Raw genomic sequence first — 24,354 nt, forward strand, 5'->3', positions numbered from 1 at the left:
CACTTCTTAGTTTCCTTCAATATACTTTTGAAAATAACCACATTCGCTGATCACCTCTTTATAGTAACGCGTGCTCGCATATTCGTTTTTCAGCTTCTTGAAACCATCCCATGCCAGGAAGCTTACTTCAGGCTCTCCGTAAAAGTCATTTGCGCTGTGGTATTTATCCGTATAAAATTCGTTACGCTCACACTTGGCAAGCATGTATACACACTTCGCTTTTTGCTCTGGGTTTGCTGCTGCCTCAAACGCTTTTTGGTAATACTGCCTGGCGTTGGCGCAGCGCAGCAACTGCGGCTGGTAAAAGGGATCTATATAGTTGCTGTATTGATTGGTGATCGCTCCATAGTAAAACACACGGGCATTACCAAAGTAGGTCATGTTATAGAATGCGTTTCCAAGCAACAGGCTGTTATTATATACATCTTCGCCCTTGTCAACAAAGGTGCGCATCTCCTTCATCTTCTTCAGGAAGGATAACTTGGTGTACTTCACTTTCTGAGTGGCTGCATGATCACAGTCATGACAATCCTTGATCTTTCCGTTAAACGGATTTCCAAGCAACTGTGCATCTTTTGACTGATCAGACTTTTCCATAAAGGAAATGGCTGCATCAAGGTTGCCGGTATAGGCACTCATCACAGCCTGGTACTCATATATATCTGACAAGGTTACGTTATAAATTCCTTTTGCCAGCTGCTCCCATGGAGATTGAGAAGACTTCGCCATAAAGCTTTTCATCGCTTCCTGGTTAGCAACCGTCTGGTAAAATTTATCATCGCGGTTGAATAACTCTGCCAACACCGGATTCTGCTGGCGCTGGTATAGCGATGATATATAGCGCTTGCTCCATGTCAGGGCGTGTGTATAGCGGAATGTATCATCGGGGTTCTTGGTACAGGTAATGTATAGCCACTGAAGTTCAGGGTGTACTTTACTCTCGGCCTTGGCATCCATCACGGTTATACTGCTCAGTGTATTGATCAATTTCAACAAACGTATTTGCTTGGCAGCAAGGTCAGTCTTCGGTCCTTGCTTCTCTCCTTTCTCCAACAGCTGAAGGGCGAGGGAATGATTTCCTGTAAAGATGTTCAGATATCCTGCAGCGATATTCCATAAATATGGCTTACCTGTTTTCTCCTCTTTGGCAATGGTGTTCACCAGTTGCAGCGCATCTTTGCCCTGCTGCTCTTTCATACTTTTGCGATAGTCATCTGCAGATTTGAAAGCTATATCATTTAACCTAACTTCTTCTTTGTTTACCAGGCGGGTTAAAAGATAGTCGAGGTGTGTACTGGTCGGGTTCAAGGCATAGATCTCACGGATCGCAGTTTTCTCATCAGCGTAGTAACCGAACAATGCCCAAAGACCAGTCTTCTCTGCCGGAGTTTTTGCCAGCGCCAACGAAGCCCGGAAATCCTTTTCCTCCTGTGGATGAAAGTTATAGGCCGTAACCGTTCGTAACTCCGGACACTTGTCAAAAACAACACTATATAAATAGTTGGACGTAGTATAATTTTTTCTGCTATAATGCGCTCCGGCTACATATGACAATCCACGATAGTATAATGTATTCTCAGGAACAGATGCTTTTGTCTTTTCGAAGAACGGTATAACACTTTGCTTATTCTGACTATAGAAGTAAGCCTTCATCGTTTGGAACCAATATCGATTTTTCAGGAAAGCATCGCTAGTTGATGTATATAGCTTTTCTACCTGGACAACAGTTTTATAGTCTACTACGGGAGCTTTCTTTTCATCGTAGTTCCATGAATCAGCAGATTGTGTACTGCTTACTTCAATTGTTTTAGCGTGATACATGAATTCGATGAAACCTCTTACTTTTTCATCGGCGAGATTCAACTTACTATACACTGCAGGAGGGCTCTGTTTTTTTTGAATGGCAGTATATAATTGATTGATCACGGTAACAGCACTATCATTCAATAAGAAAAACGACAATTCCTTTGTGGTCATCTTGCCCTTTAGATAACCTGACCAATCTGCCAGGATAACATCATTGAATCGAATGGTATGATCGCTGTCAAAACCAATACTATAGAAGACATCATTGGGAGCAAAAAATAAAGGGAGATATGATTTGTCAACGTACGTCTCGGGAGTAAAGCTTGAATCATAATCATAGCCCCAGAAATAATCAGCGCACGCAAGCAGCCCTCCATATGCACCGAAGGCTATCAGGCTAAAAATAGCGACTGACTTTTTGAAAGAATTGTTTTTCATTTGGGTAGTGTTTCAAATTAAAATTATCAAGATCGTAGAAGATCACTTCCTGAGGTTTTTCACGCAAGTAACCAGAGAGATCTTCAGCCATGCCTTCAAGTTCATCAGGTGTAATGGATTCGATTTTTATCCGGTCGCCTTTTTCAAAATAGCGTCCAATTTTAATGACATTTTCCTTCACCTCAAAAAATGATGGTGCTCTCATTTCAAAATGAATGTCATTGGTAAACGCAGCATTATCAACCTTGTTTAGCAAAGCAATGACTTTATTATTGCGGATGTGCATGCCCCAGGTAAAAACAGGTAGCGCAATGTCCAGTGTGAGCGGGTAATTCTTCAGAGCGCCTGTATAGCGCTTTGCAATCATGGGATCATATATAGAGTTTAACGAGTCAGCACTGATGCGTCCCATATTATAATACATCAACACACCACGATCCACCGGAGGTATACCCGTATTCATATGAAATTTAACCTGGTGTAGTCGTATGGTTGCCGAAAGTTTCCTGTTGCTTACCTTCTTCAACCGCTCAAGAAAGTTGAAGTAAGTTTCTTTACTTGTCAATGTCCAGTCGCAATCAATCTGGATCTCTGTACAAAGTATAGCATAACGGGTATTTATCTGGTCTATATACGTCACTATTTTTTTTGCCAGATCTTCTGCTTCTAATGCCAGGTGAAGCATAACTTCATTTTTAATATATATCACCGGCACAACAGTTGCCTTGCCCGGTGAATCTTTAAAAGTGATGGGGGAAACTGGAATTGGCTTTCCATCTTTGAGGGCAACGTCAAAGTAGCGCACATATAATTTTGTTACCTCATTAAGCGCAAGCGTCTCTTGCTCCGCTGGGGTGAGTTGAAAGCTGGTTCGCCAATAATAAAAGGAAACCGAAGTTGAAGAAGAAGATCGGGTACACCCGGAAAACAAAATGCAAGAAAATACAATTAAAGAGATCCGGCTCATAGTGCAGGTCAACAGCTGCGCAAATGTAAGGATTTACAAGATCGACCCTCAAATACTTTCTGGGTTTATGATGTCGATATCTATTCGTGAGCATTATTTCGATCGTATGCAGCGTACTCTGAAGTGCAGTTCCTGGCGAAAGACTTGCGGCAAACTCTTCATTAAAAATATACTGCTTTAATATATGACGGTATATTTCTTTTCCTGCTATCATCTTCTGATTTTAGCTATATTTGATTAATTGTCATTAAGGCTTTCGTCATGCGTCTTTCTTTTGGTTTGCAATCTACCCTGGCGATAGCCCTCCTATTCTTTTTTTTGAACTTCGACAGTTTTGCCCAAAAACCTTATCTGCTGGCCGATACCAGCATCATTTACAGACTCGATGCCAACACGGAAGTCTTTATTGATGATACCGATTCCGTTTCGATCGAACAGGTAACAACGCCAGCATTCCAACAACGCTTTCACAGCAGTGGTGGCAACCTTAAGTTCGGGTATTTAAAGTCAACGATCTGGCTAAAGATCAATACCCGAATCGCTAAGCCAGGTGTGCATTGGTATCTTGAAATTCCAGCTCCGTTTCTCGAATATGTGGACTTCTATCAATGGCACAGCGACAGCACATGGCATCATGATGCTTCTGGCTACTACCGGGCGCACAGCATCAGGAAAGTATCACATACAGGACATGTGCTACCGTTACAGTTCACGGCAGACTCTCTCAGTACGGTATATATACGGATCGCTGGCAGAAGTCCGAAAACATTTCCGCTTTATGCTATAGAAAAAGAAAAATTCAATGAAGAGGTCCGGTGGGTAGATATAGGCTATGGTATATTCTTCGGCATCCTCATTGTCATGTTCTTTTACAACCTCTTCATTTACCTGAGCCTCAATCAGGGAAATTACCTGCTCTATATCTGTACTATTGTATGTACGTTTCTGATCTTCACATCAGCTTCCGGGTATGCCGGTAAATTTCTATGGCCGGAAAGTCCCATGATGAATTTCTATGCCGGACGAATGACGCTGGGTATACTCACCATTTTTCTGTCAATCTTTACAATACGATTTTTAGAGGTCAGGCAATACTCTACGATCATGTACTATATTTTGCTGTCGCTGATTCCAATGGCCGTGATCGCTACCATCCTGGTGGCTACCAAAACACTTTCATCTGCGGGCAATAACCTCATTTCCCTCTCCACCATTATATATATGTCTACCGGAATTGTTTGTCGCGTGAAAGGCAATAAAACGGCAAGCTTTTTTATTGCTGCATGGACTATATATCTGATCGGTGGACTGCTCCTGACCTTACGTAACAGTGGTGTATTTGAATTCAATTTCTGGACAACCCATTTTGTAGAGATTGGTGCAACCCTTGAAACGATCATCATCGCATTTGCCTTGGGCGACCGTTACCGCAGGTATAAAATGGAAAAAGAGGAAGCCCAGCAACTGGCGCTGCAAGTACAATTAGAGGCTACCGAGAAATTAGAACTCAAAGTAAAGGAGCGAACGGAGCAGCTTTCAAAAGCGAATGAAGAATTGCAGACTACATTGGAGACAAATAAACTTCAGACGCGTATCATTGAAAACAAAAATGCGGAATTGGATTCATTCTTTTATCGCATCTCGCATGATCTGAAAGGTCCGATCGCCTCGATGTTGGGGTTGACATTTTTAGCGAAGATGGAAATAACCGATGCCCATGCCCTTGAGTATGTGGACAGACAACATGCGCAGGTTGAACGGATGAACAATATTATCAAAGGGTTAATCAACCTGACAACACTCAGTCACACGGATTTACAAAAGGAGAAAATAGACTTTGCTAAAATGGTTGATGAATGCATCATGTCCTTCCATGGATTACCTGCCTTCAGCAATATTGAATTTAAAAAAGAGATTGAGCCCGCCATTGAATTTCACTCCGAATGGATGCTGCTCAACACGATCTTACAGAACCTCATTGAAAACGCAATCAAGTATGCAAGACGGCAATCCCCTTTTGTAAACGTAATTGTATACACCGAAACGGCCGGCATTACCATTGAAGTGACAGACAACGGACAGGGTATAGCACCGGAGCATCAAACCCGGATATTTGATATGTTCTTCCGGGCCACACAAAATGCCAGTGGTACTGGTCTTGGACTATATATTTTGAAGAGATCTTTGGATCGCCTCAAGGGTACCATTGAAATTAAGAGCACCGTTGGTATAGGTACCAGTTTCATTGTAAAGTTACCCTATGCTACATAGTCTGAAATGCATATATACCTTTTAAAGTAAATGCGGGTTAGATGAATATTATTCCGATGATGAAATGCGCCAATATGGAAGAATCTATACTCTTCTATACACATGTGCTGGACTTTGAATGGGTTGGCACGTGGCCTGAAACCGGGGCGCCTTCCTTTAGCGTTTTACAAAGAGAGGGAGCAGAGCTACATCTGTCTTCTCATAGCGGTGACGGTGTCACAGGTGCCGTTGTTTCGATCATTGCAGAAGACATAGACATGCTTTTCCTAAAGTATATAGGACGAGGATTGAAGCCTGGCAATAAAAATTCTCCTGTTCACCAAAGTCCGGTGAGCCAGACGTGGGGAACACGCGAATTTTATGTGGACGATCCGAATGGAAATACCTTGCGATTTATTCAACGCTCATAAAACAATCAACTCTATAAATGAAAAAGCCAGGTGATATACCCGGCTTTTTCTATTCTTATAATCAGCGACTATTTTGAGAACCCTGCAGGCAATCCATGTTTGTTCAGGAACGCTTCTGCTGCTTTGGCTTTGCTTACAAAGAAGGGATCCTTTGCATGACTCTTTACTTTCTTACTCACCACAACAGTCTTACGACTGTCATTGCTTTTTGTTTTCTGACTGATGGTTATAGACATGAAACCGATCATTTAGTTATACAAATGTACAAACTTATTTACGTTTTGCCAAAATGGCCGTATAGGCTTTATTTTGCTTGAATACTTCCCACTCGCCCTGGTAGTGCCCCCAGACGTCAAAACTGCTTTTTATATCTTTATAATGATAGGCAATGACCATGTTATAGTACCGTGTGCGTACAGCTGTGCTGCCTTGCGCAAACACGAGCGTTTCAGGCCGATGATCAGTAAACGTCATCACTGCTGCGGCCACCGAAGCCATGACTTTATCGGAATCTTTATTATCCGTTACGATCAGATCATCGATTTTATCTTCCAACTTATTGTAATCTCCGAAGCCTATATTATAGACTTCGATACTGGCATCGGCAATCTTCATTTTCGTGAACCGAACTATCTTTCGCACCTCTCCTTTTGGCCCTGTGCTGCTAAACTCGAAATCTAAAAAATGTGGACTAGCCTCCAGGTTGTATGGCAATGAATTCATCTAACGTTCTCCTGTAAAGCTTATCAGACAAATATAATACACGCGTCTTCAAGTGATAGTTCCTTTCGGTATTCGACATCTTTGAACGACCGAAAACATGAGGTTTATTCTTTGCCAGGCGCCGCTCGTTTATTTATTATTTTTCTACTTTGCAGATCAGAATGGAAGCCAAACCTACTTCCATTCAAACACAAAATTCCCTGCTACCAATTGCACTGGATTCTCCTGCAGTACCTTTTTATTGAGATATACCTTTTGATTCGTTTCCGGAAGATATACCGTGGCTGTAGAATTGGGAGGTATCGTTACTGTATAGTTGATTCGTTTTCCCTGGCGCTTCCAGGAAGTTGTAATCGTTCCCTGTGGTCCGGTATGGGACGCTTCAAAATGATTGAGGCCTTTAACAAAATACGGCTGCAAAATTATATTCTTGAATCCGGGTTTGTCTACGTCAGGCTTAATACCGCCAAGTCCTTTGTAAAGCCACGCTCCTATTTCTCCAAACATGATATGGTTCAGGGATATATCATGCGCAGATTGGATATTCCAGTTTTCATATAGCGTGGTAGCTCCGTTTTTAATCCACCATCCCCAGGAAGGAAATGTCTCTTGCGCGGCTATGCGATAGGCAACATCGGCATAGCCATTTTCACTCAATGCATTTAGAATTGCTTTTTGACCCAACAGACCAACGTCCAAGTGAAATCCATCCGCTTCCACGCGCTTTGCCAGGTTGGTTGCAACCTTTATTTTTAACGTATCCGGTACCAGTCCCCAGAAAAGTGGTGCACTCAATTCTGTTTGGAGTCCTGTACTATATATACCGGTCTCTGCGTTCAGGTATTTCGTATTAAAGGCATTCCTGATCTTGGCAGCAAGCGCGGTATATTTCAATTGGTCGTCAGGGTGACCTAGTATAGCGGCAACACGGGCAAGGATAGCCGCGTCCGCATAATAATAACATGTGGAAGTAAGCTCCACAGGAGATTTTGATTTCACCGGAACCCAGTCGCCCAGCCCCCACGTTGTAAGCCCGGTGGGATAGGTGGCATCGATGTGATCCACATACCGCTTCATATTGTCGTAACAATCCGCCAGAATTTTACTGTCGCCGTAGAACATGTATATATTCCAGGGGATGATTGCAATCGTGCTGGTCCAGTCAGGACCATTGGCCCATTCATAGCCCCAGCCATTGGTGGGAATGATCGCTGGCAGTACACCGTTCGGTTGCTGTTCATCGCGGTGATCCGCCATCCACTTCTCATATATAGTAATACCATCGAAACTATATAAACCAGTTTCTATAGCGATCTGTGCATCACCCGTCCAGCCATTTTTTTCGCGCTGCGGGCAATCGGTTGGATAGCCAAAGAGATTCGAGAGATACGAATTATTGGTAGCATACCAGATCTTATCCACGATAGGATTCGAAGATTTTAAATGCCCTACAGCCGGTACATCGCTATGCATAAAATATCCAACCAGGCTTTGTTGATTCAGGTTTAATGGTTTACTACTCGTGACCTCTATATATTGAAATCCCTTATAGTTGAAATGTGGCATGAATTGTTCCTCCCCTTGCCCGCGAAGGATAACGATATCGGTTTGAAAGGGATCGGTTGTGCCTACAGGACGATAATGTTCATCGATGTTGGATTGATCTACACGGCCGTTTGGATACACACGCTCCCCGTGCTTTAGCCGTACCGTTGTACCGGCGGGGCCGCTGACCCGAAGTTGCGTAACTCCGGCAATGTTTCTACCCAGGTCAAAAACATAGGTAGTGTCGTTCAATTTCCGGAAGCCTTTGGCTGTAACTTCTTCAACATTGCGTATCGGATGCAGGGTCTGCGCTACGATCTGTGCTGCAGGTGCCTGACGATACATTATATCTTTCCATGTTGTTTCGATAAAGCCGGGAGCATTCCAACCCGGCTGTTCCAACCTTGCATCATAATGCTCTGCAGTATAAATACTGTTGAATATCACCGGACTCAATGAAGTCTTCCATCCTTTGCCGGTGGAAATAGTTTCGGTGCTGCCATCTTCATAAGTGATGCGCAGGTCCAGGCAAAATGCAGGACGTGCACGCCATGTTGCCGTATGGAAATTCCATACCGCAGTAGATTGATGATTATACCAGCCGTTACCAAGCAACACCCCTATAGCATTCGTCCCCGATTGGAGTTGCCTGGTTACATCGTGGGTCAGGTACAAAATTCTACGATCAAAACGGGTATACATCGGATCAAGACGATGATCGCCTATCTTCTTCCCATTTATATATAGTTCAAATAATCCCGCTGCTGCAACGTACGCCCTGGCGGACACAATCTTCTTTTTAGAAGTGAATTCCTTGCGGAAGTATGGCGCTGGTTTGGTATTTTCATCATGACCATCGCTGATCCAGGCTCCCTGCCAGTTCTTCATGTCCACCATCCCGATTTCAAAACGAGCAATAGTACCTTGTCTGGTTTTTGTATTCTCGTGATCGGCTATATCTAATCGCCAGAAATAACGTGTAAAGGGTTTTAATTTTTCACCACTATATATTGCCAGCGTGTTGTCTGAATTAACCCAGCCACTGCTCCATATACTCCCTTTGTCTACGGTGAGCGCTATAGAATCTGTATCAACCAGAATGCGATAAGATGTTTGCCGTGCACCGTGTCGCGCATCTTCGATATTCCATGTAAATCTTGGATTAGGGACATCAATACCAATCGGGTTCACCAGGTATTCAGTCTTCAGATTAATGGCCCGGCATACCGACTGAGCATGAATTGCCGTTGGGATATGTATAGCCAGTGATAATAAAGTAAAGATGCGTGCGTACCAGTACATTCTATAGGTCGTTATAAAAACGAATATAGAGGATGTGCCCCGCTTTCAATAACCGCTTATGAAATTCTCTTAAAAAGGTTTCAGCCGTCCTATACTATCCCGCCATGGCTTCTTAAAAAATACATGCTGCTAATCATCACGATGAATGGTGAGACGCATATTTGAAAAATATTTTATACAGCGGTTCGATTGATTCTAAAGTGGTTCGATTCTTACACACGTGTTTTCAATTACAAACAATATAGGAGCGCATTTGAGCTATTGCGATACAAGGTAATGCATGATATTTTTCGATGAGAGCTCAAAAAGAATGCATTTCTTTTTTACAAAGTAGTGTAATGAATTAAAATAGTACATGACGATTACACGCAACGTACTGGCCGGAGCACGGATTGATTTTAGGGATCAGTGAAAGTTATAATTTTGTTTCTATAAATTCTGCTCTATGCGTTTGCCAAATTACCCAATCTGCTTCCGGAACCTTTTAGTGAAATTGCATCCGTCACTTTATGTGGCAATCTGCTTCCTGCTGATCTTCAGCCAATCACACGGACAAAGTTTAAATGAAAACTGGAAACAGGAATTATCAAATTCAATGACGCAGTTTCTGAACTGCACCAGTACATCTCCCGAAAAATATCAATGCAGTTCTTTTATAGGCGAATCAGTTGCCAAGGTATATAAAGTAAATGCCTTTTACTCTGATAAATTGAAACGGTACCTGCAAATCTTTGAAATATCAAACTCGATGTTGGATAATGGCCAATGGACTTTATTAGGACATGCTTACGAACAAAAAGCATTAAATGAAGCGCAGAAAAATGCCAACGACAAGAAAGCTGTGATCGCGGTGTATACTACATCTGCCGGAGGTAAACATATCGCATTGATCTTACCCGGCCAACTGGAATATTCTGGCTCCTGGGGATTTAATGTACCGAATTCAGCTTCCTTCTTTTTTGATAATCCTACCAAATCGTATTTAGACAAAGGCCTCTCCTATGCATTCGGAAAAAATATGATCAAAGATGTAGCCTTGTATTGCCGGAAATATTAGCAGCTACTTTTTGAGTGCACTCAGTTTTTCAAGCTGCTTTATTTTCATATAGCATATCCACAACAGGCATCCACCAATCAACCCAAAGGAGCAGTCCAGAAGGCGCCAGTATAGCGGTATATCTCTGACACTTCCTGCAATGAAGGCGAGCGGAAAAATGGCAGCGCAAGCAATTAGTCCGAATTCAATTACCCATATATTTTTAAAGGGATCCCGCAAAGGACCTATAAACACTATAGCAATTACCAGGTGCGCAAAAGCAAGCCAGTCTGTTCCGTAGGATATAAAAGGATATTGCAGATTGGTCTCACGAATTCCGGTATAAGCAAGTTCAATCCATCGCGTTAATGTGTTTTCGCACGAGCAGGATTGTATCCACGCATATGCTATACCCAGCTCCCACTCTATTGGAAATGCCGTAACACCGCTAATGACTAGCCCCCCTATAAATACCTGCAAGATCCGTTTTATGCTTCTTTGAATTGTAATGACTGAATTCTGATCCGGTGTCATACTATATCTGCTGTTTTATCGATAATGCATTTCCGCCAAAGATTCTTTCGAGTTCCGTACGTAAAGTTGCCTCCGTACCTGCCGTAACATTGACCAGGCAAAAGCCAGGTTCACCCTGAAACATTTCCATTCGCCACGTTAACTGATCGATAGTATTTGTGCTGCCGTTAGTATACCACCATGCTGTATACAAGATGGCGCCAGGCTTATGAAGTTGCCCGCAGTAAATTTCATGGCCATCTATAGCTATAGTCTTTACGCTTTTAAAGGTATAGCCGCTTCCTTTCCAACAGATCAATGGTGTGTGCTCTCCGGAAAAAAACTCCGGGATGTTCTTGATATATACCAGGATATTCTTGTTGAACATTTTGGTGATACCATTTTCCATGTCTACAGGCTGAAACCCCTTCAATTGAACGTGAGCATGTTCCGGATTTGTATGTATTCTTTCATGCCGGATTTGGCAGCCTGTCCAGACTGCTGCAAGTGCCAATGCAGTAATCAGGGCTTGCGTAAATATACTGATCTGCATAGGGTGTGTCTCTTGAGAGAAAGGTTTTCCAAACCTGCTTATCATCCAACGACCGAGGAAATATAGCGGAACGACTACATACAAAAGCATGCAAAATATACCCATCATCTCATGCAAAGGATGCCCGGGTGCAATGCGGAACAATACGAGCATAACAATGCGCAAAAGATTGCTGCCAACGTTGAGTAACAGAACAAGAGAGAAGAAAACCATCAGGGGCAAGAAGCCAAGCTTCAGTTTTCGGGTATGATATTGATGCGCGATGAGGAAGACTCCCATGAGCAGTGATGTAGCCAGCATGTTGAGTCCCATGCACGCTTCATCAACGCTGAATGCCGTTCCATTGAGTAACATCACATTCCCCTCTACCTGTATCATCATCCCTGCTGCCGAAAGTAATTTTCCTGCCCACTCACTCAGTTGTAAGCGGATTGGAAATCCAAGTATGATAACAATCTGGTTGAAAAATGGTGACATGAAAGCCAGCAGGAACAACACCAGGGAATTGATTCGGCCCAGCACAAGTTCAAACAAAAACAGAATATAAAAGGCCAGTGCAAAAAAGTAAAATGTCCGTACAGCATAGATATAGGCAACGGAACCCATCATCAGGATCGCCACCAGGTATATATAGTTTACCCGTTGCCTTCCATCGGTAAGTATAGCAAAAGGCAACAGGCAAAAACCTAATAATACATTGCTAGCCGAGACAAAGGACAGCGGAAAGGCAATCGCCCCTCCTGCTATCCCGAGCGTGATCCAGCCAACACACTTATAATGATCGGGGCGAATAAAATACCGCAAATACAATAACAAGACGTTCATTGTGCCAGTCTCAGTTTTGATCTATATATCGTATAGGCTATAAAAGTCAGGAACAGTATAATCAGCATCCATTCATGTGGTTCAGGCACGGCACCTGATGAATTCTTGCTAGCATTCAATAAACTGTTATCAATATCGTGAATACCAAATCGCTTATAATCCTCCTGCGTCTCTAGTACGATCAGACTCGATACCGGAGAGACAACGTAGGCGGTAGCGGCTTCCTCGACCAACGTCTCATCGATATAGTCATCCTCAAAGTAATCGGAACCTATATTTCGCATGATGTTATTGTAGGCAAACAGACGTGCTAAATGGTCGGGAGCGTTGTCTTCACCCGCAGGTGCATTTTCATCCTTTACTTTTCTGATGATCATGTGTGCATCGTGAAGAATTATACGCTCGTCTGATTCTTCTGTCAACGGAAATGTTTTATTTCCCAAATGATTAAGAAGTGTGTTTATAGAGCCTTCTGTAAATTCTAATCCCCGTAATTCACGGAACGAGCTTACGTAAGTGGACACATCTCCCTCCAGGTTATATACTTTTATTTTTTTTCTTGCTGCAAAGAATTTGCGAACACCTTGTGCAAACTTGCTATCCTTGAAATCACGCAAGTGTGGAGAGAGGGCTTTTCCCTTGGTAATCACCAGAGAGTGTTCTATATCTTTTACGCGGTGAAAGGGAAACAATGAAAAATTCTGTTCATGCAGTGCCCTGGTCAGGTCTTTCCAATTGTCAGTATTTATACTCATCATTTCCTGGTCAACACAGGCATACAGTGTATATTCATTCGAAAGCGCTGACAGTGCATCAATCTCGTCCCGGCTCCAGCTATTGTTGATGTCAAGGTATATATTTTTGATTGTCACCGGCTGGAGTTTAGGCTCATGCGCTGCCAGTGAGTATGTATAGCCGTTAAAGCTGAATCGATTATCTTTTACAGGAACGGCCTTGTAGCTGAAAGCAAAATCAGGATCGTATGACTGCTCGAAAATATAGTCGCCTTTTTTATCCTTCATAAAGTCACCGGGCAGATCAACATCCTTTGCACCCCCTATAAACCGTATGCGATGTGTTTCTTTTGCACCGCTTGGGTTCGGTCCGCGGAATGTTATACCTTCATAGTATACTTTTCCTTCTTGCAGCCTGAGCGGTGATGTGATGCCTATCTTGAACTTGCGCTCTTCGTCTTTCGTACACGGAAAAATGCGAACCGAAACGGTGTTGCCCTCCTGCCAATGTATAACCGATGGATCACGTGCTTCAACGCCAACAATTGTCTTGTAAGCCTTCACTGCTTTTTGTTTCGAGGTGAGTATACCTTTTTGCTCCGCGCCATTGATCCATAGCGAAAGTGAAGTTACCACGGAGCCTTCGGGCAATTGAAAAGTATAGATCGCTTCTTCAGTATTACCCCACCAGTGGTCGCCACCTGCGTTATTCCGAATGTTCAAATACTTCTCCGTATAGGCCAATCGCAGATCTGTATATATGTCTACATCCGATACAATATAGGAGGTTGTAAGATTATCACCCGACCATAAGCGCTCTTGGGCCTGGTGACGTCCATTATGAAAAGACTGTAGTATCTTTACCCGGTCATCCTTCGAAACGGAAATTGGGTCAAAGATACTTGCCACATATACCAACGGATCATGTTTTTTTACTTCACTCCAGGACGATGAGGATGGCATAAATCGCCAATCGGCAAATCGGTTGTGGGTTGTATATACCAGGTCCGACTTCAGGATGCGCTGCGAGATCCAGTCGTTCTTCTGGGATTGTCCTATCGTTACCCACACCGGAAGCTCCATCTCCGGGTACATAACAGATTGATTGGCGAGCGTCTCGATTCTTGTGACACGAGTACTCCATTCAATGACAAAACTGGTGACATATGCCAGCGTTGCAACGATACCAACAACCACCGCATGATATTGTATTTTTCCATTGCGTAAAGAAAATCGTAACAGACAAAAGCAAGCAATACATACAGTAAGCGGCACAAAGGCATGCATTCCTATTCCCAGGAACAGGATTCCGATCGTTCCAACACCGTAGATATAGGAAACAAAGATTGACAAGTATATATACAATACAATGGTACTTCCCAATAACACCTGTTGCAATCTGTTAACCCACCGTGGAAGTACATGAAAGAACCGGTAACTCAACGTTGTTATTGAAGCAATGATCAGGTACGCGCAAAGCCAATCAGTCGAGTCCTGGAAGACTGTAAAAACTCTATTGAGCGCATACGCACTTATCAGGAACAAGTTAAGAAGGATAACCGTCTTGTGAATATTTTCTTTTCTCCAGCTCTTTGTGATACCGTATGAATGATCGGTGATTAGCAGCACTACATATACAAGTGCCAGAAGATAATGCACTACAAAGGTAGAAACGTGCTCTCCTTCATCCAGGTTAAAAAAAGCAAAGGTTACATAAAGACAAAATGATATACTTAAAAGAGCATATCCTACTATATAAATCATCGAGTTGGGCGTCTCTTCTCCGGTAGAGTGAATAGCATCTGTCTGCGTGAAGGGGGACTGAAGTTTTTCCATGTAGTTAGAATATTTAAAAGTACTTTGTAATTCAAAGCTTTAAGACAAATTTTTTATAGTGCTACCCTACTTCCAGATCTGCTTTCTATTATCCAGGGTGTAATCATCGGTATAGTTTTCAATATATTGGATTTGCTCAATGCAGTCTAACGGAAAGAGCGTATTATAGTTGTACTTAAAAGTACTTTGTAATTAAAAGTTAAAATATACTTTTGAATGTGCGCGGCAGTAACCTTGAATCAAAAGTCTGATTTTGACCGCGCCTGGTCCTTAGAATGCTTTGGCTATCAGGAGATTTATCGATATGATACCTCGTAGTTCTGAAATTACACTCCGGAGTGCCCGGTAAGTAATTTCAGAACGTGCAGAGATAAAAGTATAGATGTGTTATGAATTTGATAAAAAGTTAGTTGCCAACTTGCTGGCCGTTCTCAAAACTCCAATCGTTGTTGTAGAAACCGGCAAGCTTAACAGCCTTTGCACCGTCCTTCAACATGTCCGTTGTAAAGATCAGGTAATCCGGAAAACCGCTTCCGGCAGCAAAGTACTGGTTAGCCTCTGTTGCTTGCATACCAGAAAGTCCCGTACCGCTGATAACACCCACCGATGCAATTTCACTATCGGCGCGTGGCCAGGTGAAGTATGCGGCGAGGTTATCGCCCGTATACTGCTTCCCTCCTGCTTTGATACTTCCCCGCTGCACCGTAATAGGACAATTCGCCAGTAATTTTTTCCACGCAGTGTTGGTCGTTGCATTGCCATACAGAATGACTCCACGATCGCGGTATGCAGCGGCACTGAATTCTTTGTCGGCTATGATATCAATTGCTCCATTGCCACGGTAGTACCAAACTTCCGCATCATAACGGGCTTTGTTATACGACCACTCGTTTTCTGCCTTGGTACCGGCTGTGCTATATACAAAGACCATTTTATGATTAAAGGCTTCTTTGAACGATCCATTGCGATTGATCCCTTTATGTTTTGGATCAGGCTTGACCCCTATTTTCCAGGCTCCCTGTTTCTGAAGATATACTATATCATTTGCTGACTTAACCGTATACTGCACAGACGCAAGGCTATCCAGTGTAATCGTCAAGGTTGTATTGGGTTTGAAATCCTCTAACGAGAAGGCTAGTACGGATACATTTTCAGTTGTCCCCGTGATTGCATTTTTCTTTTTGTTACGTTTGAGCTTTATGCGGCTATATTTAAACGAATGCTCCTGTTGCAGTATCGATGCCCAATGAAATTGTGACGATATAGCCGTGCTTGCCGTAGTGAAGTCTACTACATTGATTGCACTGTCGTCTGGTATAGTATGCCAGTTAAAGTAATCAAAGATAGGCGGCCAGTCAACGCTCTCGTTTCCGAACCAATGCGATCCCCCTGGATATTCATAATAGCTGAAGTCCTTATGAAATGTACCCAACAGGGCTCTCATCTGACGCGCATAATCTACGGATACAACTTTATCGCTGTCTCCATGATGTATATATATACCTGCCGTTTTATAGTTCTGTGCCAGTTCAATCACATTGCTCGGATTGCTCGCCTGCAATAAAAGATTCTCTGCATCCGATGCACCTTGTCCTGGAATTTTACCATCGGCAGATCCATATCCTGTCAAGGTTGGATATCCCGCACACGGAGCGATGGCTGCCCACTTGCCGGGATACGTTGCACCCAGATACCACGTGCCATGACCACCCATGGAATGTCCCGTAAGGTATATATGATGGGGCTCCGGTGTATACTTCTTCTTAGCATGTTCAAGCACTTCGAGGGCATCCAGACGCCCCCAGTCTTCCCAGTTAAAACCACGTGGACGTCTGTTGGTTGGAGCTACCAATACTCCCCAGCTTTTAGGCTGATATGCTTTCGCCTGACCGATCGCTTCTACACCGGCACCGTGTACGGATAAAAATAATGCAGGTTGTTTACCATCGGGTTTACTCTGTGGCGCCACACCGTAATATTGAATGCTTCCATCTATAGCGCTCACAAATGTATTGCTGTAATGATCTTCGGAATTAACCGCCTCAATTGTAACCGGTCGCTCATCGAGAAGTTTTCCTTTCTCCGTTAACTTTAATGAACATGTATAGCTGTTCTTTTGCTTGACGCCTGTAGCATCCAAACGGAAGCCCACCTTCCGCGTTGCCATCGGAGGTATAGCGGGTAATGTTGTGTTACGCTCCTTCCCTGCCAGTACACTGGTAATCGAGAGGTTGGTCAACGTTTTATCAGTACCGTTAATAACGACTACAGCGCCCCACAGTTCTTCTGAAGTTTTATCAAGCAAGACGTATGGTAGTGTCGGATCAGTGGTATTTATAGCGATGAATTTTTCCGGAAATAACAGGTGTGTACTCACACCCTGCCACCGTGCCCAGCGCGAACAACGGATCAATATTTCATTCACACCCTTCTTAAGCTTTACAGGGATGTACAGGTAGCCATGCCAGTATATATCTCCGGCGTGTGGCACACCATTTACATAAAGCATGTTATGCCCCATCACGTGAAGCAATGCAGACTGCTCTTCTTTGGAATCGTATGTGAGGTATATATAGCCGTTGGAGAGCATTTCATTTTTAAACAAACCCGCTGTATCTGCTTCCAGCGGTTTCCAGGTAATGTCCTTGCCCTGGTCATTTGTAAATATAGTTTGCCCGGCAGCGGGCTGTTTCATTGTACCAGTGTACAACTGGTGGGCTAACAGGTCTTTGACCAATGCCTCGCGTCCATATTGATGGACAGGCCCTGCAACCAAACCGTTTGTGAATGAATGTGTTCGTTGAGCCTGAGCGGTTAAGAAATAAAAACAAAATATACAGACAAGTGTAATGTGTTTACGCATCAATTCTATTTATATGGTGAAACATGAGTCGCAAATTGTTACCAAGTGGGTGAAGTTTCAGTTGGGATTTACACGGGTGGAATAAAAACTATGAGACAGGCATTTCGTTTTCCTTTTTCCGTGTATCGTTTCCGGTGTCTGAAAGGCGTTCTTGTTAAAACCGTAAATTCAAAACGCCTTAATCTTCAGTTCCTGCTGACATAGGGCTGTCACTTGCCACCTGGTTCTTTGTGCTCGAAGAGAAATTTAACCCCAAATAGATTATGGACAAAGAACTGATTATTAAAAACAGCATCGAGATCGATGCTCCCGCTGCCAAGGTTTGGGACGCGCTGGTTAATCCTGCGCAAACAAAAAAGTATATGTACGGCTGTGAACCTATTACTGATTGGAAGCCCGGAAGTGAAATGTTGTGGAAAGGAGTTTTTGACGGGCAGGAAATGGTTGCTGTTAAAGGGCACATTATAGATATCAGAGACAAGAGTTTTCTCGTCTATACTACATTTGATCCCAACTCCACAACGGAGGATCTACCCGAAAACTATGCAACCGTAACGTATACACTTTCAGAAGCAAAAGGAAAGACCACCTTTACGGTAACACAGGGGGATTTTGCCAAGCTTGCCGATGGCGAAAAGAGGTATAAGGATGCAACGAATGATGGTGGTTGGGGACCTCTTCTTGAACAGATCAAGCGTATCGCAGAAGACTGACCTGAACTCTTTTTGACGCGCAAAATGGAAAATGATCGTGCAGAAGTTATTCTGTTAAATTAGTCGCCAAAGCTCGGAAGCATGTATTTTACAGTGCTTTATCTTTGAAGTCTGATCATCTGAATACTCTACATGAAAATCTACACTACAATCATCCTGGCATTTCTTTGCCTGAATGTTTTCGCACAAGCCGAAAATGCTACCCGCCTCCGGAATTTTAACAATGATAATGGTATTGCTATTAAAGACTTTGATCCGGTAAGTTACTTTAAAGGTAAAGCTGCGAAAGGAACAGAAAAATTTGCCCATACTTATAAAGGACTCACATACTATTTTGTGAACAACGAAAATCTTGAAGAGTTTAAAAAATCTCCTTCGAAGTATGAACCAGCGTATGGCGGATGGTGCGCTTACCATATGTCTGTAGACGGGCAGCGTGTTCGTGTTGATCCTTCAACCTTCAAGATCATTAACGGTAAAGTATATTTGTTCTCCAACTTTAATGGCAAGAATTACCTTCGTGCGTGGGAACAAAACGAAAAGAAATACAAGGAATCTGCTGATAAGCTTTGGATCAAGAAAATGCACTGATCCTCATTATCAAGTATATATTCTTTAGGCATAAGAAAAAAAGACACAGAATTTACAGATCGTCATTCCGTTGTTCTGTGTCTTTTTTTTAATGGATTTTCGATATATATACTATAAACGCTCTCCCAGATTTACACCTTTCAGCTCTTCTTGCTTTGTAAAGGGTTGATTGTAGAGACGTTTGCCGGTTGCTTTAAATAATGCATTTGCCACGGCTCCTCCTGTCGGTGGAAGCGCAGGCTCTCCAAGGCCTGTTGGTGCTATACCATTGTTTATAAAATGTACATCGATCTCCGGAATCTCTTTCATTCGGATAAGACGGTACGTATTAAAGTTCTTTTGTTCGGTAACTCCATCTTTGAAAGTAAGATTGCTATAGAGCGCATGTCCCAAGCCATCTACTATACCTCCCCTCACCTGCTGATACGCTCCACTAAGGTTTACAACAACACCACAATCGGCAGCGGCATATATTTTCTCAAGTACGGGCTTGCCTTTCTTCATGCTGATCTCTGCAACTTGTGCTACATATGAACGATGTGAGAAATATACACTGAAGCCTTGCGCTACATCTTTCTTCTTTCCCCATTGTGATTTTTCTGCCGCCGTAGTGATCACAGCCTTCATTCTGTCGATGTCATACTTAACAGCACCTACCGGTGATTGCTTGGCTTTGTCCAGCAATGCAAGTCTGAATGCTATAGGATCTTGCTTCACCGCGGATGCCACCTCGTCCAGAAATGCCTGCTCTGCGAATGCAAGAAAGTTAGTGATGGGCGCACGCCATGCACCCGTTGTTATAGGCGATTTATGTTCAACGGATTCGATGAGTATATTTTCCACGGCTCCGGATGGAAAGTTATCTTCGCGTGTTGTGTTACCGGCATTGATTCCAACTCCTTTTAGTTTATAGCCGATCATATTTCCATTGGTATCGAGTGCCGCTTCGAATCTATAGCGCACCGCAGGCCTATAGCTTCCACCCGTCATATCATCTTCACGTGTCCAGATTACTTTTACCGGCGCTTTGACAATACTTGAAAGTTCAGCGGCCTCCAATACATAGTCTGCTTTTAACCTTCGGCCAAAACCGCCACCAAGGCGTGTCAGATCTACGGTCACTTGCTCGGGACTAAGCCCTAGTAATTTTGCTGTTTCGTTACGCGCCATCTCCGGAGTTTGTGTGGGGCCTATCAATTCAGCTCCATCCGCACGCACATGTGCAAAGAAATTCATAGGCTCCATGGGAGCGTGCGACAAGAACGGGCATTGGTATTCACGCGATATAACTTTGGCTGCATTCTTAAATGCCGTGTCCACATCACCATCCTTACGTTTAACAACGGCATCTTTACTCTCGAGCAGCTCCTTGAACAAACGGTCATGATCCAGTGTACTCTCAATAGCGCCTTCCGCCTCGTATTCAACTTTTAATACTTTGCGAGCTTTATTTACCTGCCATGTAGATTTACCTACTATAGCTACATTATTTTTAAAGGTAACAACGGCAGTTATACCAGGCATACCTTTCGCAGCAGCAGCGTCTACTGATTTTATTTTCATACCAAATGCCTGCGGGCGCTGGATCATCGCGAACAACATTCCTTCACGGTAAAAATCCAATCCATACAGTGGCTTGCCGGTAATCATTTCGTGATTATCAACATTGCGTATAGGGGTACCGATAAGTTTGAAGTCCTTGATGTCTTTCAGTTTTACATCGGTAGGTATAGCAACGTTGGAAGCTTCCGCAGCAAGCTCTCCATAACTCAGCTTACGACCACTCTCTATATGTTGTACTATACTTTTATCAGCAACCAAGGTGGTAGCTGGAACATTCCATCGCTTTGCAGCAGCTTCTACCAGCATGTGTCGCGCTGTAGCACCAGCTTTGCGTAAACGCTCCCATGAATGTGGAATTGCTCCACTTCCACCGGTAACCTGTCGCTCAAATTTCTTCGTGTCCAAAGGAGCCTGCATTACTTTTACATTCGTCCAATCTGCATCGAGCTCTTCAGCAACAATCATTGGAAACGAAGTTTTTATATTCTGACCCAGTTCAGGATTGGGAGAGAATATAGTAATGATACCATCGGGTGCGATGGACAGATAGCTATTAAAATCAACCGCTCCCAAAGGTATATTTGCAGCATCGCTGATCACTTCCATAGAAGCAGAAGTTGCATCTGCGCTCGCCCAATGAAATCCCAGCAATAAGCCACCACTCGCGGTAGCTGCCATCTTGAGGAAATCACGTCTGTTTGTTTTAGGAATTATAGCCATACCTTATTTTACTTTTGAAGATGCCAGAATGATCGCTTCACGAATACGGTGATAGGTTCCACACCGGCAGATGTTACCGTTCATGGCAGTATATATTTGCTCTTCTGTTGGTTTGGGATTTTTTGCAAGAAGCGCAGATGCAGACATGATCTGTCCTGCCTGGCAATACCCGCACTGTGCTACATCTACTTCATCCCACGCCTGTTGCACAGGATGATTTCCCCCAACGGATAGTCCTTCAATGGTTGTCACTTTATTTGTTCCTACAGCAGAGACTGGTATAGAACATGAACGAACCGCATTGCCATTGAGATGTACCGTACATGCACCACACTGCGCGATGCCACAACCATACTTGGTGCCGACCAGTCCGAAGTTATCACGCAACACCCAAAGCAGCGGAGTATCTGCCTCAACATCGGCCTCGAAACTCTGCCCGTTAATTTGCAATTTGTAATGAGCCATTCCCTTATGAATTTAGAAGTTGAAGGTAGCAAAATATCGGGGTCGATAATGTTTGACCGTAGGTCATTTGGATGGATGGTAATATCTGTCTACCAGGCGGACTATTGCACCCCACAAGATGCAAATGAATGTATCTTATTTACCCTGACACACTACACACCTCACATATAAAAAAAGCCCGGATGCATTTTTGCACCCAGGCTTTCCATTTGTCTGTAATAGGAATAAATTCTGATTACTTGAGATACTTCTGTACGAATAGCGGTTCCTGCTGTAACGACCAGTATATATAGTCCTGGCTTTTGTCCTGTGAGATCAAATTGTTTTGTTCCGGCACCTTCATATCGCGCTGTGAGAATCTGGTACCGACTTTTTATTCTACTCATAACACACAGCATGCTACGCTGGCATCAAATTTTAGAAACACGATCTGTTAAAATATTTCTAACATACTTTACAACATCTCTATGAACAACTTATTCCGCGGGCTTATTGCCGGCTACGGTGCCAAGAAACTTGGTGGTGGATGCTTCGGTACGATTATCGTTTTCATAATTATATGGGTCGCATTAGGACAATGCAGCTAGCATTACCTGCCACTTCCTCTCATCAATGAAAAAACCAGTTGGGCTGCGCTTACAACTTCCGAAGGGCATGTTGTGGGTGTATAGGCATCCGGTACCGTTTCATCATAAGGTTCCTGACGGGTAGTATCAAGCTGGAATACAATGGCGGCTCTTCGTAAAAGCGGGTATATAACATCGGCTTGTTGTGCCGGGGTCATCCGTTGTAAACGCTGCGCCATCGCTTCGTCACGGTGAACAGACTCTGCGTCCTGGGTCATGAATTCACCCGTAGCGTGCGTTGCCAACGGATCGCCCTCAACGGTATCATTGGGGAGTGAGTATAATTCTCCATTACCAAGAGGCACAACGGAAAGTGCAGTTCCGGAAACACATGTACCGGTAGTCGCGAGCGAAGTACATATTTCCTGTAGTCTTTGCAAGGCTGCATTGGCCCGTGCTTCTGCCAGTGCTGTATTTCCCATGAAGGTGCTTCCTCTTCGTCTGGCGAGTGGCCCTTCCGGAGAAGTAAATCCTTGTATTTGTGTTACACGATAACCACCTCCCAACAACTGTTGTATGGCAACGAGGTTCGCCCTGCTTTGTGCAAGGTTAATGGTGTCTGTTGCGTAGTTAAAGTATATATACTTTGTGAGTATATCCGTTGAGGGAACTGTACGGGTTCGTGGTACAGTGTGTTCAGGAACCAGTTGTTCGCACACATACCGGGTTGTGATCCGCTGCGTTACAGAAGTACAATTGAATCTGTCCTGTCGGCGGCCTATAGTTCCGCCTACGTGTATCCCACCACTTACACCCGATCCGGTTCCGCCTTCTATATGTCCCCCGACATCAAGAGGCCCTAACTCAAAATCAAGACTGCCACGGCCACCGCTGACGCCTTGGGAGCTAAGTGTAATTTCTCCCCGGGCAGTTAAGCGAAATGTATCCGACTGTGCAATGACAACTTCCAGAAAAGGTGTTGCCTCGGCTCCCTGTAGTATTCCGGAGATCTCAGATGCGGGAGCGCCCCGTGTAATCGCCTCCAGTATTTGTTGCGCTACCTGGCGCGCTGCCTCTGGTATATTCGCGCCAAGCTGTACGTCACCTCGTAAATTATCTCTGCACCACGATAGTGTTACTGAAACGGTCTCTTCATTTGCATCCGCGCTCACGCGTGGACGCGGTATAGTTCTGCGCGTAGTCGTATTGATAACGCGTGTTACCCGGTAGGTTACACCTTCATGATTCACCTCTGCTGTGTTTGAACCGGTTACACGTGCGGAAGTTCGTTGTACAAGTTTTCCTGATCCTCCTTGTTGGATGGTATGCGTAAGCTCATGTGCCAGCAGATATCTCCCGGAAGAAGACTCTGGTGTATATTTTCCGGAATTAAAGTATATATCGTTTCCTACCGTGAATGCCTGCGCCTGGAGATCCGAAGATAGTTGTTCAGCATAATCTCCTGTGTGAATGCGAACGCCTGAAAAGTCAGCACCGAACCGGCTCTCCATAAAACTTTTGGTAGTAGTATCAAGTGTATTGCCACTCCCACGGGTTGACGCTATTTTTGCGCTTACAGGATCAGATGCAACGGTGCTACCTCCTAACATTTCTTTTTTCTGTATAAAGGAAGCGAGCGGCTTACGTTGTGCCGTTTCCTCTTCCTCGCACTGCGAACATTTACGCTGTATAAAACTACGCTCCGGCATGCGCATTACTTTATCAGCTATAGCATCCGCTTCAGTCTCCAACGGGTCATCTACTGCACCAATGGATAATTTACACTGAATGGGCAGCGGTGAGAAATATAGCGGCTCCGAATTATCCTGCAACGAACTCTGTGGTACTATAGCCGAAGCCGGGGAAGTGTTTGTTGGTGATGATTGCGTAGCGCGCTCCTGCATACTATCTCTT

The 24,354-nt window shown here is 43.7% G+C and carries 18 protein-coding genes; 5 read left to right on the forward strand and 13 right to left on the reverse strand.

Features of this window, described 5'->3' with window-relative positions:
* Positions 1-6: 6 nt before the first annotated feature.
* Together B5Y40_RS12315 and B5Y40_RS12320 are read right to left on the reverse strand one after the other, a co-directional pair.
* The gene (locus B5Y40_RS12315) at positions 7-2,244 is read right to left on the reverse strand and encodes a hypothetical protein (RefSeq protein WP_079686949.1); all 2,238 of its coding nucleotides are present in this window, start codon (positions 2,242-2,244) and stop codon (positions 7-9) included.
* Positions 2,204-3,049 (reverse strand): hypothetical protein, encoded by an 846-nt coding sequence (locus B5Y40_RS12320; RefSeq protein WP_185145723.1) that lies wholly within the window; start codon positions 3,047-3,049, stop codon positions 2,204-2,206. The genes B5Y40_RS12315 and B5Y40_RS12320 overlap by 41 nt, the downstream gene beginning before the upstream one ends.
* A gap of 423 nt (positions 3,050-3,472) precedes the next feature.
* On the opposite strand from B5Y40_RS12320, the gene B5Y40_RS12325 reads away from it, so the two are divergent.
* Entirely contained in the window at positions 3,473-5,482 is a 2,010-nt protein-coding gene (locus tag B5Y40_RS12325) for a sensor histidine kinase (RefSeq protein WP_079686950.1), read from the forward strand.
* A gap of 41 nt (positions 5,483-5,523) precedes the next feature.
* On the forward strand, positions 5,524-5,892 hold the full coding sequence (locus B5Y40_RS12330) for a glyoxalase superfamily protein (protein ID WP_079686951.1): 369 nt from the start codon (positions 5,524-5,526) through the stop codon (positions 5,890-5,892).
* 68 nt (positions 5,893-5,960) lie between these two features.
* Here the strand turns inward: B5Y40_RS12330 and B5Y40_RS29630 are convergent, their stop codons facing one another.
* The 3 genes from B5Y40_RS29630 to B5Y40_RS12345 all read right to left on the reverse strand — a co-directional run bounded on the left by B5Y40_RS29630 (position 5,961) and on the right by B5Y40_RS12345 (position 9,462).
* Positions 5,961-6,128 carry a hypothetical protein gene (locus tag B5Y40_RS29630; RefSeq protein WP_159453687.1) on the reverse strand — a complete coding sequence of 56 codons (168 nt, stop codon included), beginning with the start codon at positions 6,126-6,128 and terminating at the stop codon, positions 5,961-5,963.
* 34 nt (positions 6,129-6,162) lie between these two features.
* Positions 6,163-6,615, reverse strand: a complete 453-nt coding sequence (locus B5Y40_RS12340) for a DUF6934 family protein (RefSeq protein ID WP_079686953.1) — start codon at positions 6,613-6,615, stop codon at positions 6,163-6,165.
* Positions 6,616-6,789: 174 nt separating this feature from the next.
* Positions 6,790-9,462: a glycoside hydrolase family 78 protein gene (locus B5Y40_RS12345; protein WP_079686954.1), complete on the reverse strand. Its 2,673-nt coding sequence runs from the start codon at positions 9,460-9,462 to the stop codon at positions 6,790-6,792.
* Between the two features lie 445 nt (positions 9,463-9,907).
* On the opposite strand from B5Y40_RS12345, the gene B5Y40_RS12350 reads away from it, so the two are divergent.
* Positions 9,908-10,519 (forward strand): hypothetical protein, encoded by a 612-nt coding sequence (locus B5Y40_RS12350; RefSeq protein ID WP_143785715.1) that lies wholly within the window; start codon positions 9,908-9,910, stop codon positions 10,517-10,519.
* Between the two features lie 3 nt (positions 10,520-10,522).
* On the opposite strand, the gene B5Y40_RS12355 is transcribed toward B5Y40_RS12350, so the two are convergent.
* The 4 genes from B5Y40_RS12355 to B5Y40_RS12370 all read right to left on the reverse strand — a co-directional run bounded on the left by B5Y40_RS12355 (position 10,523) and on the right by B5Y40_RS12370 (position 17,654).
* The gene (locus B5Y40_RS12355; RefSeq protein WP_079686956.1) at positions 10,523-11,032 is read right to left on the reverse strand and encodes a hypothetical protein; all 510 of its coding nucleotides are present in this window, start codon (positions 11,030-11,032) and stop codon (positions 10,523-10,525) included.
* Position 11,033: 1 nt separating this feature from the next.
* Complete coding sequence (gene xrtN, locus B5Y40_RS12360) at positions 11,034-12,389, reverse strand: exosortase N (protein WP_079686957.1); 1,356 nt, start codon at positions 12,387-12,389, stop codon at positions 11,034-11,036.
* Positions 12,386-14,959, reverse strand: coding sequence for an XrtN system VIT domain-containing protein (locus B5Y40_RS12365; RefSeq protein ID WP_079686958.1), 2,574 nt, complete (start codon positions 14,957-14,959; stop codon positions 12,386-12,388). The genes xrtN and B5Y40_RS12365 overlap by 4 nt, the downstream gene beginning before the upstream one ends.
* A gap of 406 nt (positions 14,960-15,365) precedes the next feature.
* Positions 15,366-17,654 (reverse strand): carboxylesterase family protein, encoded by a 2,289-nt coding sequence (locus B5Y40_RS12370; RefSeq protein WP_245840524.1) that lies wholly within the window; start codon positions 17,652-17,654, stop codon positions 15,366-15,368.
* Between the two features lie 431 nt (positions 17,655-18,085).
* Between B5Y40_RS12370 and B5Y40_RS12375 the strand changes: the two genes are divergently transcribed.
* Together B5Y40_RS12375 and B5Y40_RS12380 are read left to right on the forward strand one after the other, a co-directional pair.
* Positions 18,086-18,535, forward strand: coding sequence for an SRPBCC family protein (locus B5Y40_RS12375; RefSeq protein ID WP_079686960.1), 450 nt, complete (start codon positions 18,086-18,088; stop codon positions 18,533-18,535).
* Between the two features lie 132 nt (positions 18,536-18,667).
* Positions 18,668-19,126: a YHS domain-containing (seleno)protein gene (locus B5Y40_RS12380; protein WP_079686961.1), complete on the forward strand. Its 459-nt coding sequence runs from the start codon at positions 18,668-18,670 to the stop codon at positions 19,124-19,126.
* Positions 19,127-19,237: 111 nt separating this feature from the next.
* On the opposite strand, the gene B5Y40_RS12385 is transcribed toward B5Y40_RS12380, so the two are convergent.
* The 4 genes from B5Y40_RS12385 to B5Y40_RS12400 form a co-directional block, all read right to left on the reverse strand.
* Positions 19,238-21,409, reverse strand: a complete 2,172-nt coding sequence (locus B5Y40_RS12385; protein ID WP_079686962.1) for a xanthine dehydrogenase family protein molybdopterin-binding subunit — start codon at positions 21,407-21,409, stop codon at positions 19,238-19,240.
* Between the two features lie 3 nt (positions 21,410-21,412).
* Positions 21,413-21,874 (reverse strand): (2Fe-2S)-binding protein, encoded by a 462-nt coding sequence (locus tag B5Y40_RS12390; RefSeq protein WP_079686963.1) that lies wholly within the window; start codon positions 21,872-21,874, stop codon positions 21,413-21,415.
* A 161-nt stretch (positions 21,875-22,035) separates the two neighbouring features.
* Complete coding sequence (locus B5Y40_RS12395) at positions 22,036-22,260, reverse strand: hypothetical protein (RefSeq protein WP_079686964.1); 225 nt, start codon at positions 22,258-22,260, stop codon at positions 22,036-22,038.
* 203 nt (positions 22,261-22,463) lie between these two features.
* Positions 22,464-24,344: an eCIS core domain-containing protein gene (locus B5Y40_RS12400; RefSeq protein ID WP_079686965.1), complete on the reverse strand. Its 1,881-nt coding sequence runs from the start codon at positions 24,342-24,344 to the stop codon at positions 22,464-22,466.
* Between the last annotated feature and the right edge of the window lie 10 nt (positions 24,345-24,354).

It is taken from the genome of Ohtaekwangia koreensis, assembly GCF_900167975.1.
Lineage (GTDB): Bacteria > Bacteroidota > Bacteroidia > Cytophagales > Cyclobacteriaceae > Ohtaekwangia > Ohtaekwangia koreensis.

Coding starts and splice junctions, on each gene's coding strand:
- B5Y40_RS12390 (WP_079686963.1), bottom strand. CDS start 21,874: ATGGCTCATTACAAATTGCAAATTAACGGGCAGAGTTTCGAGGCCGAT.
- B5Y40_RS12365 (WP_079686958.1), bottom strand. CDS start 14,959: ATGGAAAAACTTCAGTCCCCCTTCACGCAGACAGATGCTATTCACTCT.
- B5Y40_RS12315 (WP_079686949.1), bottom strand. CDS start 2,244: ATGAAAAACAATTCTTTCAAAAAGTCAGTCGCTATTTTTAGCCTGATA.
- B5Y40_RS12380 (WP_079686961.1), top strand. CDS start 18,668: ATGAAAATCTACACTACAATCATCCTGGCATTTCTTTGCCTGAATGTT.
- B5Y40_RS12325 (WP_079686950.1), top strand. CDS start 3,473: ATGCGTCTTTCTTTTGGTTTGCAATCTACCCTGGCGATAGCCCTCCTA.
- B5Y40_RS12370 (WP_245840524.1), bottom strand. CDS start 17,654: ATGAAACAGCCCGCTGCCGGGCAAACTATATTTACAAATGACCAGGGC.
- B5Y40_RS12330 (WP_079686951.1), top strand. CDS start 5,524: ATGAATATTATTCCGATGATGAAATGCGCCAATATGGAAGAATCTATA.
- B5Y40_RS29630 (WP_159453687.1), bottom strand. CDS start 6,128: ATGTCTATAACCATCAGTCAGAAAACAAAAAGCAATGACAGTCGTAAG.
- B5Y40_RS12400 (WP_079686965.1), bottom strand. CDS start 24,344: ATGCAGGAGCGCGCTACGCAATCATCACCAACAAACACTTCCCCGGCT.
- B5Y40_RS12345 (WP_079686954.1), bottom strand. CDS start 9,462: ATGTACTGGTACGCACGCATCTTTACTTTATTATCACTGGCTATACAT.
- B5Y40_RS12340 (WP_079686953.1), bottom strand. CDS start 6,615: ATGAATTCATTGCCATACAACCTGGAGGCTAGTCCACATTTTTTAGAT.
- B5Y40_RS12355 (WP_079686956.1), bottom strand. CDS start 11,032: ATGACACCGGATCAGAATTCAGTCATTACAATTCAAAGAAGCATAAAA.
- xrtN (WP_079686957.1), bottom strand. CDS start 12,389: ATGAACGTCTTGTTATTGTATTTGCGGTATTTTATTCGCCCCGATCAT.
- B5Y40_RS12350 (WP_143785715.1), top strand. CDS start 9,908: ATGCGTTTGCCAAATTACCCAATCTGCTTCCGGAACCTTTTAGTGAAA.
- B5Y40_RS12375 (WP_079686960.1), top strand. CDS start 18,086: ATGGACAAAGAACTGATTATTAAAAACAGCATCGAGATCGATGCTCCC.
- B5Y40_RS12395 (WP_079686964.1), bottom strand. CDS start 22,260: ATGAGTAGAATAAAAAGTCGGTACCAGATTCTCACAGCGCGATATGAA.
- B5Y40_RS12385 (WP_079686962.1), bottom strand. CDS start 21,409: ATGGCTATAATTCCTAAAACAAACAGACGTGATTTCCTCAAGATGGCA.